A 17781-nucleotide genomic window follows, 5' to 3' on the forward strand; every position below is an offset into this window, starting at 1 on the left:
GTTGACTTTTGGCACGCTGTTGAGTTCTCAAGGAACGGACACTTCCTTCAGGCCGCCTTCCAGCGGGCCCTCCGGGCGCTTCGTTCTTTCGTGTTCCCAGCCTATCAGATCCGCGCTGCCGGTTTGACCGGCGTTTGTTTCCCTGAATTCCCGCTGGGGGGATTTCCTTCACTTCGCTCCGAAGCTTATCAAAGCTTTCGGTGTGCTCAGTTCCGGAATTTACCTCGTCGGAGGGAGCGCATTCGTAAAACACGCTGGCCTCGTTCGGCGGTGTCGTAGACACTAGCGCCCGAGCCCGACCGTTGTCCAGTCGGTCTCAACCGTTCAAACCTACTAGCCCACCGCCACCACGTCAATGGTTTTGCTGGGATGTGAGAACAGTACCAGGTCAGAGGCCTGTGGATCACATCGGCTCAGGCCGCGACCGGCTGCAGGTCCGCCCGGTCGGCCGCGTCCAGATCGCCGGTTTCGCCGGCCGCGGCGGCCTTCCGGCCCAGGACGAGGGCGTACAACAGGAACGCCACCTCCGCGGCGGCTCCGATCGCGATACGCGCCCAGGTGGGAAGGCCGGACGGGGTCACAAAGGCTTCCAGGACACCGGAGACGGCCAGAACGGTCGTCAGGCCGATGGCCATCCCGATGATGGACCGGCCCTGTTCGGCCAGCGCCGTCCCGCGGGTGCGCGGGCCCGGGTCGATGATCGTCCAGCCGAGGCGCAGGCCCAGGCCGCCGGCCACGAAGACGGCGGTCAGCTCCAGCAGGCCGTGTGGAATCAGCAGGCCGAGGAAGACGTCGAGCCGGCCCGCCGAGGCCATCAGGCCGATGCCGAGGCCGAGATTGAGGACGTTGGTCCACAGCACGAAGAGCACGGGGATGCCGAGCGCGATGCCGTAGAGCAGGCACTGCACCGCGATCCAGGCGTTGTTCGTCCAGACCTGCGCCGCGAAGGAACCGGCCGGGCGGTCCGAGTAGTACGCCTCGTACTCGCCGCCGGGCCTGGTCATCTCCCGCAGCGTCTCCGGCGTGGCCAGGCTGTTGCGGACCTCCGGGTGCGCGGCCACCCACCAGGCGACCACGGCGGTGGCGAGCAGAGAGAGCACGGCGACCGGCAGCCACCAGCGGCGCGAGCGGTAGAGCGCGGCCGGGAAGCTCACCGTGTAGTACCGCGCGACGTCCCGCCAGCCGCTGCTGCGGCTGCCCGTGACCGCGTCGCGGGCCCGGGAGACCAGGCTGGTGAGCCGGCCTTCGAGGGTGGGGTCGGGCGCGGCGGCCTGGACCTTGGCCAGGTGGCCGGTGGCGCGTTGGTAGAGGGTGACGAGCTCGTCGGCCTCCTCACCACTGAGCCGGCGGTTCCTGGCGAGGGCGTCCAGCCGGGCCCACTCCCCCTGGTGGGTGGCGACGAAGACGTCCAGGTCCATTCGGCGGCTCCAGGGTCGGCGCGGGGCGCGCGGGGCAGTCGGGTGCGGGTGCGGCCCAGCATGCCAGCCGACGGGGCCGCCCCGGCCGCCGGGACCTCACTTCCCGCACGGGTGCGCGGCCCCGTATGTTGACGACTGCAGATCGGGGTCGTGGGGGACGATCCGACGGACGTCCCCTCCCCCACGGACCACCAATGGGAACGGACGGGTGTCTTGAGCGACCTGGTGACGGGTGAGGCGGTCGTCCTCGGCCTGCGCACGGCGAAGCTTCCCAGCAGGGCGCTGGCCATCGCACTGGACCTGATCGTGCAGTCGGCCGCACTGGTGCTGTCGTCCCTGATCCTGGGCATCGTCCTCACCGGGCTCGACAGCGCGGCCTTCGCCGCCCTCACGCTCGGGCTGCTGGTGTTCTTCATGGTCGCCCTGCCCGTCATGGTCGAGACCCTCACCCGCGGACGTTCGCTCGGCAAGGCCGCCCTGGGCCTGCGGGTGGTACGCAGCGACGGCGGGCCGGTGCGGTTCCGGCACTCGCTGGTGCGCGGCCTGGTCGGCTTCTTCGAGATCGTCGCGCTGAGCGGGGTGCCGGCCGCGATCTGCTCGGCGGTGTCCTCGGACGGCAAGCGACTGGGCGACATCTTCGCGGGGACGCTGGTGGTCCGCGAGCGGGTGCCGGGCGGCGGCGCCGCGACCGCCCTGCCGGTGGTGCACCCGCAGCTGTTGCAGGCGATGGGCGCCGAGCTGGTCGCGATGGATCTCTCCGCCGTGCCGGAGCCGCTCTGGCTGGCGGTCCGCCAGCTGCTCGGGCGGATCGGCGAGCTGGACCCGGCGGTGGCGCACCAGATGTCCGCCCGGCTCGCCGACGACCTCTCCGCCCGCACCGGGCACCCGGTCCCGTACGGGCTGCACCCGGCGGCCTACCTCGGTGCGGTGCTGACCGAGCGGCAGCGCCGGGAGTGGACCAGGGCGCAGGGCCACGCGTCGTACCGGCAGCCGGCCCCGGCCGCCCCCGCGACACCCACCGCCGCTGCGGCTCCCACGGTGCCCAGCGCGACCGGGGCCCCTGCGGCGCCCGCCCCCGCCACCCCGGCGCCCGCCCCCGCCCCGCCGCAGTCCCCCGGCACGGGCTTCGCCCCGCCGGCCTGACGCCCCAGGCTCAACCGCTCAGCCCCCGAACTCGGCCGGCCAGGCGTTCGGCGGCGACGCCAGCTCCTCCAGCTCGACCCCGGCGGCCGCCAGCACCACGTCCCCCGCGAGGTGGACCACCTGCTGCTCGCCCGTCTCCAGGTCGGCCACCTGGTACCGCTCGACCAGCAGCGGCCCCGAGTCGGTCCGGTGCGTCTCCACCCCCTCCAGCAGCCACCCCTGGTCGAAGGTGCGCGGCGCCAGCACCGGTTCGGAGAACGCGACCAGCCGCACCCGCGCACTGGCCCCCTCCCCCAGCCGTAGCAGCCGGGCGGTCGCGACCAGGAAGGCCGGCGAGCGCCCGGTGAAGCCGTGCGCTCGGTCGTGGCCCTCCGTCGCGTGCTCCCCGGCCGGGTCCGCCGCGTCGGTGCGCACCCACGCCACCCCGTCGACGGCCCCGCCGCGCACCTGCCAGCCGCCCGCCCGCAGCTCCATCCGCAGCGGACGGCTGCGCGAGTCCAGCGTCAGGTCGACGGTGCCGACGACCTGGCCGTCCGGCCCGTACGTCTTGGAGACGTACCGCCAGCCGGCCGGCCCGGGCGCGCAGCTGAAGCGCTCCTCCCCGAGCAGCACGTGGTCATGGGTGTCGTGGAGCGAGTACCGGCCGTTGGGCATGGTCCGAAGCCTACGTGGGCGGTCCGGCCCGGTCGGCATGCAACGTTTACGGCGGGTGCCCGCATTAGGGGGGTGGGCGGCGCGGATCCGCGCCTCCGATCCGGAGGAAGGGGGGCGGGGATGGCGGGGCAGGCACGCGAAACGGAGTTCACCGAGTACGTGGCGACCAGGAGCGGCTGGCTGCGCAAGGTCGCCTATCTGCTGTGCGGGGACTGGCACCGCGCGGACGACCTGGTCCAGGAGAGCGTGACCAGGCTCTACATCAACTGGCCACGGGCCGGACGGATGGAGAACCTCGACGGCTACGCCCGCAGGGTGCTGGTCAACATCTTCCTGGCCGAGCAGCGCTCGCCCTGGTGGCGGCGGACCACCCGCAGCGGCACCGACCGGGAGCTGGACGCGGCCGCCGTCGGCCCCGACCTCGACGCCTCTCTCGACCTGCGGCAGGCCCTCGCCACGCTGCCCCCGCGCCAGCGGGCCACCGTGGTGCTCCGCTACTACTGCGATCTGACGGTCGACCAGGCGGCCGAGGCGATGGGCTGCTCGTCGGGCAACGTCAAGAGCCAGACCTCGCGCGGCCTCGCGACGCTCCGGCACACCCTCGCCGCCCTCCCCGTCGCCACCGAGAGGACGCCATGACGACCGACGAGCCTCGCGACCTGACCGAGCAGCTGATCGCCCTGGCCGACCAGCCCGCACCGCCCACCGCCCTCGACACCGCCTGGGCGATCGTCCAGGGCCGGGCCCGGCTGCGCCGCCGGCGGCGGGCCGCCGTCGGGGCTGCGGCCGCCGCCACGGTGGTGGCCCTGGCCGCCTCACTGCTCCTCCAGGCGCCCGGTGGCGCCCCGGCGCCCGCCGTGCCGGTCGTCTCCCCGTCACCGCCCATGACGTACCTCGGTGCCGACCCGCTCACCACGGAGGTCCGGTTCGGCTGGCTGCCGGACTGGGTCGGCGGCCGGACCGGCATCAGCTACAACCCGCCGGACGCCGAGATCATCGGCCCGTCCGACGCCGACGGCCACATCGCGGCCCGGGGCAAGGGGCCCGACGCCCCCCAGATCCTGCTCTCGCTCTACCCGGCCGGGTCCGAGCCCGTGGAGAGGGATCCGGGCGGATGGCCACTGGCCGAGGAGGAGGCCCCGCCGGTCAACGGGAAGAAGGCCTACTGGGCGCTCCCCCTCAGTGACCGGGAACCCAACGCCGTGATGCTGCGCTGGCTGACGCCCTCGGGTCGCTGGGCGGAGATCACGGCCCACGGCGGCCGGCCGGAGGACGTCTCCCGGGACGTCCTGCACCGGGTCGCGGCCGACGTCCGGTACGGGCACTGGGACGTCCCCCTGCCGCTGCGGATCACCGACCTGCCCGGCGTGGTCAAGGTGGCCGAGGCGCGCCTCCTGCGGTCGGATCCGGGCACGGACGACTGGTCGTTCGATCTGGTGCTCCGGGTCGACGGCCGGACCCTCGCGGTCACCCTGAGGCCGGACGTGCCCGGGCCGAGCCCCACTCCCACCACCCCCGGCAGCTACGGCCGCTACGTGCCGCTCTGTTCGGTCGACCGCGGCGTGCGGGTCTGCGCCCAGATGACGGAGGACCCGCCGCCGTCGCTGGAGCGGCTCGGCGGCGTACCGGCGGTGCTCGACCGCATCCAGGCGCTCGGGCTCGACGACAGCGCCTGGGTCACCGACGTCCTGCGCTGACACCCGCTGAACGCGGCCGCGGCCGGCACCCCTTGAGCAGGGGCACCGGCCGCGGCCGTCGGGTCAACGGATCAGTAGCGGTACTGGTCCGCCTTGTACGGGCCCTCGACCGGGACGCCGATGTAGTCGGCCTGGTCCTGGCTCAGGGTGGTCAGCTTCACGCCCAGCGCGTCCAGGTGCAGCCGCGCGACCTTCTCGTCCAGGTGCTTCGGCAGCACGTAGACGCCGATCGGGTACTGCTCGGTCTTCGTGAACAGCTCGATCTGGGCGATCGTCTGGTTCGCGAAGGAGTTGGACATCACGAACGACGGGTGGCCGGTCGCGTTGCCCAGGTTCAGCAGACGCCCCTCGGACAGCACGATGATCGTCCGGCCGTCCTCCTTGCGCCACTCGTGGACCTGCGGCTTCACCTCGGTCTTCACCACACCCGGCAGCTTCGCCAGACCGGCCATGTCGATCTCGTTGTCGAAGTGGCCGATGTTGCCCACGATCGCCTGGTGCTTCATCCGGGCCATGTGCGAGGCCATGATGATGTCCTTGTTGCCGGTCGTGGTGATGAAGATGTCGGCCGTCTCCACCACGTCTTCCAGCGTCGCGACCTGGTAGCCGTCCATCGCGGCCTGCAGCGCGCAGATCGGGTCGATCTCGGTGACGATCACCCGGGCGCCCTGGCCGCGCAGCGACTCCGCGCAGCCCTTGCCCACGTCGCCGTAGCCGGCGACGACCGCGACCTTGCCGCCGATCAGCACGTCGGTGGCGCGGTTGATGCCGTCGATCAGCGAGTGCCGGCAGCCGTACTTGTTGTCGAACTTCGACTTCGTCACCGAGTCGTTGACGTTGATCGCCGGGAACAGCAGGTTGCCGTCACGGTGCATCTCGTACAGGCGGTGGACGCCCGTGGTGGTCTCCTCGGTCACGCCCTTGATCGTGGCGGCGACCTCGGTCCACTTGTTCGGCGTCTCGACCAGGGTGCGGTTGAGCAGCTCCAGGATGATCCGGAACTCGTCGTTGTCCGCGGTCGACGGGTCCGGCGCGGCCCCGGCCTTCTCGAACTCCACACCCTTGTGGATCAGCAGCGTCGCGTCGCCGCCGTCGTCCAGGATCATGTTCGGGGTCTTGCCGTTCGGCCAGGTCAGCGCCTGCTCGGTGCACCACCAGTACTCGTCCAGGGTCTCGCCCTTCCAGGCGAACACCGGCACGCCCTGCGGGTTCTCCGGGGTGCCCTCCGGACCGACCGCGATCGCCGCGGCCGCGTGGTCCTGGGTCGAGAAGATGTTGCACGAGCACCAGCGGACCTCGGCGCCCAGCGCCGTCAGGGTCTCGATCAGCACCGCCGTCTGCACGGTCATGTGCAGCGAACCGGTGATCCGGGCGCCGGCCAGCGGCTGCGAAGCGGCGTACTCCGCGCGAATCGCCATCAGGCCGGGCATCTCGTGCTCGGCCAGCTGGATCTCCTTGCGCCCGAACGGCGCCAGGGAAAGGTCGGCGACCTTGAAGTCACCGGTGATGTCGGTCGACATGCGTCTGCTCCTCGCTGATGGGGTGGGGCATGGCCACGGTCCTGGCGTGCGTTGCGGCACGGCGGGGCTGCACGGGTGCGCGGCAACGCCGGGGTGCCCGGTCCGTGGAGGACCGGCTCCCTGCTGCGCAGCACAAACCGTCGGAGGACCTCTCTCCCTCGACCGGCGGGCACCCGCACGAGTGCGGACCGCCGATCGACCGCCATCAGCAGCGACGTTCTGGCTCTGGTGACGAATCTACACCGGCGGTCCGGACGGGCGGCTCGGGATGACCGTTTTTCGGCCGGGGGAGGCCCCGCTCTCCAGCGGAACGAGAGCCCGGCCCAAGGACTTTGGGCGAAATATCGTCAGTGCGCCGTGAGCCCCGGGCCGCCGGGGGTGGCCGCCGGGTCGTCGCCCTGGGCGGCCTTCTCGGCGCTGTAGACGTCCGGTTCCAGGTAGATCGCCCGGGCGATCGGGACGGCCTGGCGGACCCGTGCCTCGGCGGCGTCGATGGCCTCGGCCACCTGGGCGGCGGTGTCCTCCGCGTTCACCCCGATCTTGGCGGCGACCAGCAGTTCCTCCGGGCCCAGGTGCAGGGTCCGCATGTGGATGACCCGGGTGACGGAGTCGTGGTCCACCAGCGCCTCGCGGATCCTGCGGACCGAGTCCTTGTCGGCGGACTCGCCGAGCAGCAGCGACTTGGTCTCCAGGGCCAGCACCACGGCGATCACCACCAGCAGGATGCCGATGCAGAGGGTGCCGGCGCCGTCCCAGACGCCGTCCCCGGTGATCACGGTGAGCGAGACGCCCAGCAGCGCGAGCACCAGACCGATCAGCGCGCCGGCGTCCTCCAGCAGCACCACGGGCAGCTCGGGGGCCTTGGCGGTACGGATGAACTGCACCCAGCCCTGCCCGCCCTTGGCCTTCGCCGACTCGCGCATCGCGGTCAGGAAGGACCAGCCCTCCATCCCGATGGCGAAGAGCAGCACGCCGACCGCCCAGTACCAGGAGTCCAGCTCCTCCGGGTGGCTGATCTTGTGCCAGCCCTCGTAGATCGCGAACAGACCGCCGACGCTGAACAGCACGATGGCGACCAGGAAGCCGTAGATGTAGCGCTCGCGGCCGTAGCCGAAGGGGTGCTCCTCGTCCGCCTCCCGGCGGGCCCGCTTGCCGCCGATCAGCAGCAGCACCTGGTTCCCGGAGTCGGCGACCGAGTGCACGCCCTCGGCCAGCATCGAGGAGGAGCCGGTGAAGCCGAAGGCGGTGAACTTGGCCACCGCGATCGCGAGGTTCGCGGACAGGGCCGCGACCAGTGCCTTGGTACCGCCTTCGGTGCTCATGCTGAGGAGGGTCCCTCCGTCGGGGGGCCGTCCACACAGCCCGCGCTCCGCTCCGCCGGATCCGTCCCGGTCGGAGTCGTCGAGCGCATACGGTACCGGGCCACCGGGAACGGCCTCAGGACTGCACCGCCGCGAGCCCCAGGTAGACGGCGGCGAAGTCGGTGAGGGCCACGAGGTCGGCCAGCGCGTGCAGCGGATCGGGCCGGGTGCTGGCGTACTCGGTGAGCCGGACGTCGTGGGCGGCGGCCAGCCGGTGCGCCCGGGAGGCCCCGAACCCGCGCGGGCCCTCGTCGTCCTCCGGCACCTCGACCGGGCCGCCGCCGTCCTGCTCGCCGGGATCACCGGGACCGCCCGGACCACCGGACCCGCCCACGCCCCCGGGGACGTGGCGCAGCAGCAGGACCTGGAGGTGCAGCGGGTCCGGCTCGTCCACCCGGTCGCGGAAGAAGTCGTCGGGGTCGGCGCCCGCGCCGAGCTGGCCGGTGAACATGCCGCGGTGCGCGGTGAGCACCTGCGGCAGCGGCCCGGCCAGCGCCGGGCGCCCGGCCCGGTCGGCGAGCTGGGCGGCGAACCGGCCGGCGGCGGCCCCGGCCACCGGCCCCTCGGCCCAGAGCAGCGGGACGGTCCCGGCCAGCCGGGCGGCCAGGCTCTTGGCGGGGTTGGTGTACGCGGCGGCGTCCGGGCGGCAGCGGACGGCGGTCGCGTCGAGCAGGTCGGCGGTGGCCGGCAGCGCGTCGTACGGCAGCTGGGTGACCCCGAGCTTCTGGGCGAGCGCGAGCAGCGGGGTGAGGTGGGCCCAGAGCGCGGCCGGGTCCTCGGCCGGCAGGTCCGGCTCGGCGGACGGTCCCGGCGGCGTCTCGGCCTCGGGGAGGTTGGACGGCACGTACGGCAGCGGCAGCGCGCGCACCTGGAGGGCGGCCTCGGCCAGCGGGCTGCCGGCGGGGGCGGTGACGACGAGGGCGCAGCCCCGCGCGTACGCCTGCTCGGCGAGGCCGATCAGGCCCCGTTCGCCGCCGTCGGCGGAGCTGATGACCAACAGGTCCAGCGGCCCGACCCAGCCGGGGAGCTGCCAGGCCAGCCCGGCGGTGAAGACCGGCGGCGCGGTGGCGCGGTCCACCCGTGGCACGGCCGCGACGTCGGTCGGCGGCAGCGGGGCGACCAGGCTGGCGGTGCCCGCCAGGACGGCGAGGATCTCGCCCGCCGTCAGGGCGCTGCCGTGGCCGGCCACCAGGACGGCGCGCGGACGGCCGTCCGGGCGGAGCCGGTCGACGCCGGCCGCCTCGGCGAGCCGCAGCGCGGTGCGGACCCGGGCGCCGGAGCCGGCCAGGGCGAGCAGGGCCCGGTCGTGGTCGGCGCGCTGGAGGGCGGCCGGGTCGTCGAGCAGGGTGTCGTCGAGCATGCGGCGGGCCTCCGGCTGCTGGCTGGGCGCTGCGGGCTGAGCGGTGGTGCGGCCGACGGGTGCGGGCGTCCGCTCCCGGACCGTCCGCCCCGAGGTGTCCGCCCCAAGGATCAGGCCGGGCGGCGGGCCTCGTCCACCAGCAGCACCGGAATGCCGTCCCGGACCGGGTACGCCAGGCCGCAGGTCTCGCCGGTGCAGACCAGTTCGGGCTGCTCCTCGGTGCCGCCCTCGGTGAGCGCGGCCCGGCACTGCGGGCAGACCAGGATCTCCAGCAGGAAGGATTCGAGCTTCATGAGGTGTCGGGCTCCAGATCTCGGGGGTGGCACGGCGGTGCCCCGGCCAGGAGGAAACCCTACCGGCCGGGGCACGCGGGTTGTGCGTCAGGCGCGGACGATGGCGAGCACGCCGTCCCGCAGCTCGGCCATCCTGGCCGGATCCCTGGCCTCGACGTTGAGGCGAAGCAGCGGCTCGGTGTTGGAGGCGCGCAGGTTGAACCACCAGTCGGGGCCGGCGACGGTGAGGCCGTCCAGCTCGTCCACGGTGGTGCCCTCCAGGCCGGCGTACGCGGCGCGGACGGCGGCCGAGCGGTCGGCCTGGTCGGCGACGGTGCTGTTGATCTCGCCGGAGGCGGCGTAGCGGTCGTACTCGGCGGTCAGCGCGGAGAGCGTGCCGTCCTGCCCGCCGAGGGCGGCCAGCACGTGCAGGGCGGCGAGCATGCCGGTGTCGGCGCGCCAGAAGTCGCGGAAGTAGTAGTGCGCGGAGTGCTCGCCGCCGAAGACGGCGTCGGTGACGGCCATCTCCTGCTTGATGAAGGAGTGGCCGACCCGGGTGCGGACCGGCTTGCCGCCGAGCTCGCGGACCACCTCGGGGACGGTCCAGGAGGTGATCAGGTTGTGGATGACGGTCGGCTCGTCCTCGCCGGCGGCCTTCGCCCGGGCGATCTCACGGACGGCGACCAGCGCGGTGATGGCGGACGGGGAGACCGGCTCGCCGCGCTCGTCGACGACGAAGCAGCGGTCGGCGTCGCCGTCGAAGGCGAGGCCGAGGTCGGCGCCGGTCTCGCGGACCTTGGCCTGGAGGTCGACCAGGTTCTTCGGGTCGAGCGGGTTGGCCTCGTGGTTGGGGAAGGTGCCGTCCAGCTCGAAGTACATCGGGACGAGCTCGATCGGCAGGCCGTCGAAGACGGTGGGGACGGTGTGACCGCCCATGCCGTTGCCGGCGTCCACGGCGACCTTGAGCGGGCGGATCGTGCTGAGGTCGACCAGGCCGAGCAGGTGGTCGGCGTAGCCGCGCAGGGTGTCCTGCGCGGACAGGGCGCCGGGCTTGACGTCCACGGCCGGGACGGTGACGGTGTCGTCCTCGCCGGTCCAGGACTCGACCAGCTCGCGGATCTCGGCCAGGCCGGTGTCCTGGCCGACCGGGGCGGCGCCGGCGCGGCAGAGCTTGATGCCGTTGTACTGGGCCGGGTTGTGGCTGGCGGTGAACATCGCGCCGGGCAGGTCGAGCTTGCCGCTGGCGTAGTACAGCTGGTCGGTCGAGCAGAGGCCGATCTCGACGACGTCGGCGCCGTAGGAGGCGGCGCCCTCGCCGAAGGCCCGGCTCAGGGACGGCGAGGAGGGCCGCATGTCGTGGCCGACCACGATCGCGGTCGCTCCGGTGACCTGCACGAACGCGGCGCCGAAGGCGCGCGCGAGGGTCTCGTCCCACTGGTCCGGGACAACGCCTCGTACGTCGTACGCCTTCACGAGCTGCTTGAGGTCGCGCACTGCGGCTCCACCCTGGTCTCTGTCTGATCGGTGTGCGTGTGATCGGCGGGCTGGTCGCCCCCGGTCACGATAGGTCGGGGTACCGCGCCGTTCGGTCGGCGGTAGACGGGCAGCGTACCGGGGCCGGACCAACGGTCCGTGCGCGGTGTGGTCCGGGCCGGGCGTCAGTTGTCGGGCGAGCGCAGCACGCGGAGGTGGCCGCGGCGGCTGCCTTCGATGGATTCGCCTGCGGGCCCGCGGCCCTGACGGGGGGTCTGCGGGCGGGCGGCCTCGCGGACGGCGTTGGCGAGCGCTTCCAGGTCGTCGCTGCTGCGGCGCAGCGGCCCGGCCTCGGCGGCGAGCCGGACGACCTCCCAGCCGCGCGGGGCGGTGAGCCGCTCGGCGTGCTCGGCGCACAGGTCGTAGCAGTGCGGCTCGGCATAGGTGGCGAGCGGGCCGAGCACGGCGGTGGAGTCCGCGTAGACGTACGTCAGCGTCGCGACGGCCGGCCGGCCGCACGCGGTCCGCGAACAACGACGTACAGAGCTCACGAGGGTGGACGGTACCGCACTCCCCGCCGGGGAGCGAAGACCGCCTGCCCGGAGGGTGTGCCGTGTCGCGCTCCGCGCGCCCGTCCGTGCACCCGTCGCCCGGCGCTATTCGCTGTCGGAGTGGTCCACTTCCGACCGTCCAAGGACTACCCTCGGCAGTGATATGGACAGCTCTGCACCGCAGTCATCGACGGGGCCCTCGCGCCGCCCCCGGCACCGCGACCGGCACGGCAGGGGCCTGCGCGGCCCGCTGGCGCCGCCGCAGGTGCCGATCTCGCTCACCCGCTCCGAGTTGTTCGACGACTACGTGCGCGAGTCGGTGGAGCGTCTCGAACGGCGTTGGCCGCAGTTGATCGAGGTCGAGTTCGCCGTCCAGGAGGTGCCGCTGCACGAGGCGGACGGCGCGGACCCGGACGGCGGGGTGCCGCTGGGCCGGGTGTCGCCGGGCCGGCAGGGGCGCAAGAGCCAGATCGTGGTGTACCGGCGGCCGGTGGAGATCCGGGCGAAGTCGCGGGAGGACCGCGCGGCGCTGGTGCACGAGATCCTGATCGAGCAGGTGGCGGAGCTGCTGGGGCTGTCGCCGGACGCCATCGACCCCCGCTACGACGAGGACTGACAGCGCGAAGGGGCGGTACCCGGGTTCGTCCGGGTACCGCCCCTCGGTGTCGCGGGGTCAGCGCAGCACGACGTCCGGGTCCTGGGCGGCCTGCGGGACCTTGACGCTGCTGCGGTCGTCGCGCAGGGCCTGGACGGTGAACATCGGCACGTCCTTGGTGGGGATCGCGAGCATCCGGGCGGCCACCACCGGGCCGCCGGAGACGGTCTCCACGGTGAGCGCGAAGCTGCCGTTCAGCCCGCCGGGCTCGGGGGCCGGGAGGGCGACCGTGCCGCCGGGCGGGACCTCGACGTCCTTGGTGGCCGGGGTGCCGCCGCCGGTGCCCGCCGAGGCGGTGACCCGGACGGTGGCGGCGTCACCGGTGGAGGTGAGGAAGAGCGTGGACGCGCCCCCGCCGCGGTTGTCGGCCACGGTGGCGCGGGCGCCGACCGGCACGGTGCCGGTCAGCCAGGCGGCGTCCGACTTGCCGTTCTGGCCGGTGCGGTCGATCCGCAGGCCGGCCACGACCGGGGTGGGGTGCTTGTCGTCGCTGGGCGAGAGCCGCAGACCGGCCACCTCGTCGCGGGTGATCTTGCCGAGGTCGACGGCGGCCACCATGCCGGCCTTGACGTGGATGGACTCGTTGCTGGCCGGGGTGAACCAGCCGTTCTTGCCGGAGAGCTCGATCTTCAGGTCGGCGTCGTCCTCCGGCGGCGCCCAGACGATCAGGCGGGCGGCGGCGGTGTCGGCGGGCAGGCCGGGGAGCACCTGGGTGGGCGCCGGGTCGGCGGAGGCGGGGATCCAGTCGGCGCCCTTGCCGCCGTCGGCGGCGTGCAGGGCGGCGCCGATCCGGCCGCTGCGGGCGACCACGTGCACGGCGAGGTCGGTGACCGCGCCCTTGCTGATGGTCGGCAGCAGCACGGACTGCGAACTGCCGGGAGCGACGGTGATGCCGTTGGCGGCGTCGTTGTCGATCAGGCCCTTGTCGCCGTACAGCTTGATGTCCACGACGGCGGCGGTCGACTCGGTGTTGACCAGGCTGACGTAGTCGGTGCGGTCGCCGGCGGTGCTGGCCCCGGCGAACCAGAAGCCGGTGCCGGCCGGGGTGCAGGTGATGCCGGACAGGCCCAGGCCGCGCTGCTCGGTGACGGTGGTGGTCTGGGTGACGGTGAAGCCGGGCGCGAAGGCGCCGGTGGCGACGGCCCCGGCACCGGGGGCGGTGTCGCCGTTGGCGGCGGGGGCGGCCACGGGGGTGCCGGGCTTGGCCAGGTTCAGCCGGGCGTCGACGGGAGCGCCGCCCTTGTCCGGGCCGCCGGACGCGGCGGGCGCCGGGGTGGCGGCCGTGGTCGGGGCGGCGGACGGCGCGGCGGTCGGAGCGGTCGCGGGGGCCGCCGCGTCGGCCGCCCAGCCGGCTCCGCCGGTGGCGGCGCCGGTGCCGGGCGGGGTGTACGCGGTGAGGGTGGTCGAGCCGGTCAGGCCCTGGAGCGGCTGCGGGCAGACCACGGCCGTCCGCTCGACCTGCGCGGTACTGGCGGTGCCGCCCTGGTCGGCCTTGGCCGGCGCGGCCGGCGGGCGCAGCTCGGCGACCCCGAAGACCACCGCGAGCACGGCGGCGGCGGCCAGGAACGACTGGGTGGTCTTCGTTCCCCCCGAGGCCCGGGAGGGTCCGGAGGACCCCGACGACCCCGGGGCCCCCGCGGCCGTCCGGGCGGAACCCGAAGATCCGGCGGACCCGGCGGCCGCGGACTGCTCCGGGGCCCGGCCGTCGCCGGCCTCGGCCTTGGGCTTCTTCTTGAAGGCGGGCTTCTTCATCGCGGGTCAGCTCCCCGATCCGTGGTGGTGCGGGTACCGGCCCGGCCCGTTGGGGTTGTTCGGATCATTCGGGTCGTTCGGGTCGTAGTAGGGCTCGGCCTGCGGCTGCCCCGGTACCCACGGCTGCTGCTCGGCCTGCTGGTAGGGGTCGTAGGCGTACTGCTGGTCCTGCTGCTGGTAGGCGTCGTAGCCCGGCTGGCCGCCCTGCGGGTAGGCCTGCGGCTGGTAGCCGTCCTGGCCGTACCCCTGGCCCTGGCCCTGGCCGCCGTACGGGGCGGCCGCGGGCTGCTGGGCGGTGTAGGGGTCGTAGCTGTACGGGTCGGCCTGCTGGTACGTCTGGTACGGGTCGGCGTACGGCTCGGCGTCCTGGACGGCGGCGGCCGCCTCGACCGCCTCGACCGGCGCCTCGCCGGTGGCCTGGTGCGGGATCGCACCCGGCCGGCCCTCGTACACCCCGCCGTCGTCGGGGCCGCCGTCGCCGCCCTCGCCGCGTTCGGCCATCCGGCGGGCCCGGCGGCTGCCGGGGGCGGGCGCCTGCGCCTGGGCCGCGGCGGCCAGCGCGGCGGCGGCCACCACCTCCTCGGGCAGGTCGTCGTCCTTGTGGCTGCGGCGGCCGGGCAGGGCCAGCACCAGGACGGTCAGGCCGAGCAGCAGCTGGGCCCAGATCCAGCCGGTGTGCAGCAGGCTGCCCTCACGGGTGACGACCAGCTTGCCGCCGGCGGCCGGGAGCTTGAAGCCCTGCGCCCAGCCGTCGACGGTGGTGGACTCCAGCGCGGTGCCGTCCAGGGTGGCCTTCCACCCGGGGGCGGCCGCCTCGGCGAGGCGCAGCACCCGGCCCTCGGGGCCGGCCGGGACGGTGGTGTCGAGGTCGCGCTCGCCGGAGGGGACCACGACCGGGCCGGTGCCCGGGGCGGTGATCACGGCGCGGGTCGCGGGGGTGCCGCTGACCTGCCAGAGCGCGGCGGCGCCGTCCTGGTTGACCTTGACCAGGCCGGGGGTGGTGTCCAGGACGTCCTTGAAGGTGGCGATCACCGGCTGGTCCACCAGCACGTAGGCGATGCCGTAGCCGGCCAGCGCACCGGCCTGGTCGGCGCCGGAGCCGGCCAGCAGGCTGCCGACCATCTTGTCGAGGCCGCTCCCGGTGCCGGTGGCCGGGTCCACGGTGGACTCGGCCTGGCCCAGGGTCAGGCCGGCCCCGCGCACCAGGGCGTAGCGGACGGAGCCGCCCTTCGGGTCGCCGGTGACGAGCAGGGTGCGGGAGCGGTCGGTGGTGCCGGCCTCCTCCGCGATGAAGGCGGGCACCTGGGCGGACTGGGCGCGGTGCAGCGGTCCGGCGGCGCCGGTGACGGCCCACCAGATGCCGGTGCCCAGCGGGGCGAGCACGGCGGCGGCCACCACCAGCGCGGCGACCGGCTGGCGCCAGCCGAAGGCGATGCCGGCCACCCGGGCGTTGGCGCCGTCGGCGCCGATGGCCGCGGCGGCCAGCAGGGCGATGCCGGCGAGCAGGGTGGCCGGGCCTGCCCAGGCGGGCACGGCCGGGCCGCCGGAGGCGGGGGTGACGGAGGTACCGGCCACCACGACCGCGAAGACCATCCCGGCGCCGGCGGCGCCCCAGGCGGCGAGGACGGCGCGGCGGCGGTCGGCGCGCAGCAGGGCGGCCAGCGCGGCGAGCACCACGCCCGCCGACAGCCAGACCGGCGGCACCCCGGCGCCGCCGGGGTTGACCAGCACCAGGCCGAGCGCGTCGGCGCCGCTGCCGTGCAGTCCGGGCAGGCCGGCCTCCAGCAGCAGCCGCTGGGGGTGCGAGAGCACCTGCAGCGACCAGGGCGCGAGCACCAGGACCGGCACCCCGAGGATCAGCAGGACGCGCAGACCGAGCAGGCGCAGCGCGTCGAGGCCGGAGCCGAACGCCCCGCCGCGGACCACCGCGATGGCCAGCATGGCCAGGCAGAGCGGCACGGCCAGCGCCCAGACCAGCGGGACGAACGCGGTGGCCAGGGTGAGCAGCAGGACGGTCATCCAGGCGGGGCGCCAGCCGGGCCGGGCGCCCTTGGCGGCGGTCTCGGCGCGGATGCCGAGACCGGCGGCGATCGCGGCGGCGCGGGCCAGCGGCGGCAGCAGGACGGCGAGGACGGCGGTGCCGATCCGGCCCTGGGCGAGCGCGCCGGTGGCGGCGGGCAGCAGGGCGTAGGTGGCACTGGCCCAGGCCCGGACCAGCTTGGAGTCGAGCAGCGGCCGGGAGACCAGGTAGGCGCTGACGGCGGCGAGCGGCACCGAGAGGACGACCAGCAGGGTGACCGCGAGGTCGGCGTGGTCGAACAGGATCCAGGAGAGCACCGCCAGCACCCCGAGGTACGGGGGTGCGGCGGCGGTGGATCCGGTGCCGACGGGGTGCCAGGCGCCGGCGTACATGTCCCAGAGACCGGAGGCGCCGTCGGTGGCGGGCAGCAGGGCACCGCCGAACAGGGCACCGCCGCCGAACAGGCCGCGGCAGGCGATCAGGGCGAACACCAGCAGGGCGGCGAACAGGACCGGCGCCGGGCGCCGGGCCAGCTTCTTGATCAGCGTGAACTGCTCGACGACCAGGTCCTCGGACTCCTCGTCGCCCGGTCCGGCCTCGACCGAGCCGTGCCGGCCGGCCCCGGCGTCGTCGCCGCCGCCGATGCCGAGCGCGCCGACCATGCCCTCGACGGCGAGCCGGGCGGTGGCCCCGGGCGCCGGGAAGAGCGTCCGGTCGTCCAGGGCGTCGGCGGCCCGGGTGCGGGCGCGCCGTTTGCGGGCGGCCAGCAGCCGGGGCAGCCGGATCAGCTCGTGGCCGAGACCGGCGAGTTCGTCGAAGGCCTGCTTCGGGTCCTTGCCGAGCAGGTTGGCGACGACCCGCAGCAGGGTGCCGAGCACCAGCCGCAGCAGGACGTAGGGGAAGAGCAGGCCCCTGGTGTTGGAGAGCAGGGTGAAGACGGCGCCGGCCTTGTCCAGCCGGTGCGGGTGGGAGGGGCCGCAGTCGATGGCGCGGCGCTCGCGGCTGGCGGCCTCGGCGTGCCGCAGCACGGCGTCGGGGGCGACCACCACGCGGTGGCCGGCGGCGTTGACCCGCCAGCAGAAGTCGGTGTCGTCGCGCATCAGCGGCAGGGCCCGGTCGAAGCCGCCGAGCTCCTCGAAGACGTCGCGCCTGACCAGCATGCCCGCGGTGGAGACGGCGAGCACCGGGCGGACCTGGTCGTGCTGGCCCTGGTCCTGCTCGCGGCGGTCGAGCCCGGTCCAGCGGCGGCCGGAGCGGGCGATGGTGACGCCGACCTCCAGCAGCTGGCGGCGGTCGTACCAGCTGCGCAGCTTGGGGCCGACGACGGCGGCGCTGGGGGTGGAGTCGGCCACCTGGAGCAGTCGGCGCAGCGCGTCGGTCTGCGGTTCGCAGTCGTCGTGCAGCAGCCAGAGCCACTCGACCGGCTGGGTCTCGCGGGGGCCGCCGCGGCCGAGGTCGTCCTCGTGGCCGAGCGGGTCGCCGAAGTCGTCCCAGCCGCCGGTGACGGGGTCGTAGCCGGAGGGGTCGAGCCGGTACGGGAGGTCGTCCGGGCGCAGCGGCGCGGTGCCCGCGACGGCCTCGCCGACGGCGGTGCCGAAGCCGGCCCGGCGGCCGAGGATCAGTGGGCCGCTCTCGGGGAGCCAGTCGCCGAGGGTGTCGGCGAGCAACTGCGGAGAGTTGTCGGTGGAGCCGGTGTCGACGGCGAGCACGCGCTGGACCTGGCGGTCCTGGCCGAGCAGGCCGGCGAGGGCCTGCGGCAGCCAGCGGGCGCCGTCGTGCGAGACGATCACGGCGGTGACCAGGTGACGCGGATAGGCGGGCGGCCTGGCAGCGGTGAAGCCGCTCTGGTGGCTGTAGACGGTCATCGCGTGCGCGGGCCCCAGTTCTCGGTGGACACAGCCGGTG

At 74.4% G+C, this 17781-nt stretch carries 14 protein-coding genes; 4 read left to right on the plus strand and 10 right to left on the minus strand.

Going from position 1 to position 17781, the window contains the following annotated elements; genetic code table 11:
• Positions 1-413: 413 nt before the first annotated feature.
• Positions 414-1418: a stage II sporulation protein M gene (locus tag AB0P06_RS30755; protein WP_363613092.1), complete on the minus strand. Its 1005-nt coding sequence runs from the start codon at positions 1416-1418 to the stop codon at positions 414-416.
• A gap of 213 nt (positions 1419-1631) precedes the next feature.
• Between AB0P06_RS30755 and AB0P06_RS30760 the strand changes: the two genes are divergently transcribed.
• Positions 1632-2561: an RDD family protein gene (locus tag AB0P06_RS30760; protein WP_363613094.1), complete on the plus strand. Its 930-nt coding sequence runs from the start codon at positions 1632-1634 to the stop codon at positions 2559-2561.
• Between the two features lie 18 nt (positions 2562-2579).
• On the opposite strand, the gene AB0P06_RS30765 is transcribed toward AB0P06_RS30760, so the two are convergent.
• The gene (locus AB0P06_RS30765; protein WP_363613096.1) at positions 2580-3215 is read right to left on the minus strand and encodes a hypothetical protein; all 636 of its coding nucleotides are present in this window, start codon (positions 3213-3215) and stop codon (positions 2580-2582) included.
• Positions 3216-3335: 120 nt separating this feature from the next.
• On the opposite strand from AB0P06_RS30765, the gene AB0P06_RS30770 reads away from it, so the two are divergent.
• Positions 3336-3854, plus strand: coding sequence for a SigE family RNA polymerase sigma factor (locus AB0P06_RS30770; RefSeq protein ID WP_363613098.1), 519 nt, complete (start codon positions 3336-3338; stop codon positions 3852-3854).
• Entirely contained in the window at positions 3851-4912 is a 1062-nt protein-coding gene (locus AB0P06_RS30775; protein ID WP_363613099.1) for a hypothetical protein, read from the plus strand. The genes AB0P06_RS30770 and AB0P06_RS30775 overlap by 4 nt, the downstream gene beginning before the upstream one ends.
• A 71-nt stretch (positions 4913-4983) precedes the next feature.
• Here the strand turns inward: AB0P06_RS30775 and ahcY are convergent, their stop codons facing one another.
• The 6 genes from ahcY to AB0P06_RS30805 form a co-directional block, all read right to left on the minus strand.
• Positions 4984-6432, minus strand: coding sequence for an adenosylhomocysteinase (ahcY, locus tag AB0P06_RS30780; RefSeq protein ID WP_363613101.1), 1449 nt, complete (start codon positions 6430-6432; stop codon positions 4984-4986).
• Positions 6433-6779: 347 nt separating this feature from the next.
• On the minus strand, positions 6780-7754 hold the full coding sequence (locus tag AB0P06_RS30785; RefSeq protein ID WP_363613103.1) for a cation diffusion facilitator family transporter: 975 nt from the start codon (positions 7752-7754) through the stop codon (positions 6780-6782).
• 115 nt (positions 7755-7869) lie between these two features.
• Positions 7870-9153, minus strand: coding sequence for an SIS domain-containing protein (locus tag AB0P06_RS30790; protein ID WP_363613105.1), 1284 nt, complete (start codon positions 9151-9153; stop codon positions 7870-7872).
• Between the two features lie 110 nt (positions 9154-9263).
• Entirely contained in the window at positions 9264-9446 is a 183-nt protein-coding gene (locus AB0P06_RS30795; protein ID WP_363613107.1) for a Trm112 family protein, read from the minus strand.
• Between the two features lie 87 nt (positions 9447-9533).
• On the minus strand, positions 9534-10919 hold the full coding sequence (locus tag AB0P06_RS30800; RefSeq protein ID WP_363613109.1) for a phosphomannomutase/phosphoglucomutase: 1386 nt from the start codon (positions 10917-10919) through the stop codon (positions 9534-9536).
• Positions 10920-11083: 164 nt separating this feature from the next.
• Positions 11084-11449, minus strand: a complete 366-nt coding sequence (locus AB0P06_RS30805; RefSeq protein WP_363613111.1) for a DUF3499 domain-containing protein — start codon at positions 11447-11449, stop codon at positions 11084-11086.
• A 163-nt stretch (positions 11450-11612) separates the two neighbouring features.
• On the opposite strand from AB0P06_RS30805, the gene AB0P06_RS30810 reads away from it, so the two are divergent.
• Positions 11613-12065, plus strand: a complete 453-nt coding sequence (locus tag AB0P06_RS30810; RefSeq protein WP_363613113.1) for a metallopeptidase family protein — start codon at positions 11613-11615, stop codon at positions 12063-12065.
• 57 nt (positions 12066-12122) lie between these two features.
• On the opposite strand, the gene AB0P06_RS30815 is transcribed toward AB0P06_RS30810, so the two are convergent.
• Together AB0P06_RS30815 and AB0P06_RS30820 are read right to left on the minus strand one after the other, a co-directional pair.
• The gene (locus AB0P06_RS30815) at positions 12123-13856 is read right to left on the minus strand and encodes a DUF5719 family protein (RefSeq protein ID WP_363613115.1); all 1734 of its coding nucleotides are present in this window, start codon (positions 13854-13856) and stop codon (positions 12123-12125) included.
• 6 nt (positions 13857-13862) lie between these two features.
• Complete coding sequence (locus tag AB0P06_RS30820) at positions 13863-17741, minus strand: glycosyltransferase family 2 protein (RefSeq protein WP_363613119.1); 3879 nt, start codon at positions 17739-17741, stop codon at positions 13863-13865.
• Positions 17742-17781: the final 40 nt, after the last annotated feature.

The sequence above is a fragment of the Kitasatospora sp. NPDC088351 genome, assembly GCF_040685575.1.
GTDB lineage: Bacteria > Actinomycetota > Actinomycetes > Streptomycetales > Streptomycetaceae > Kitasatospora.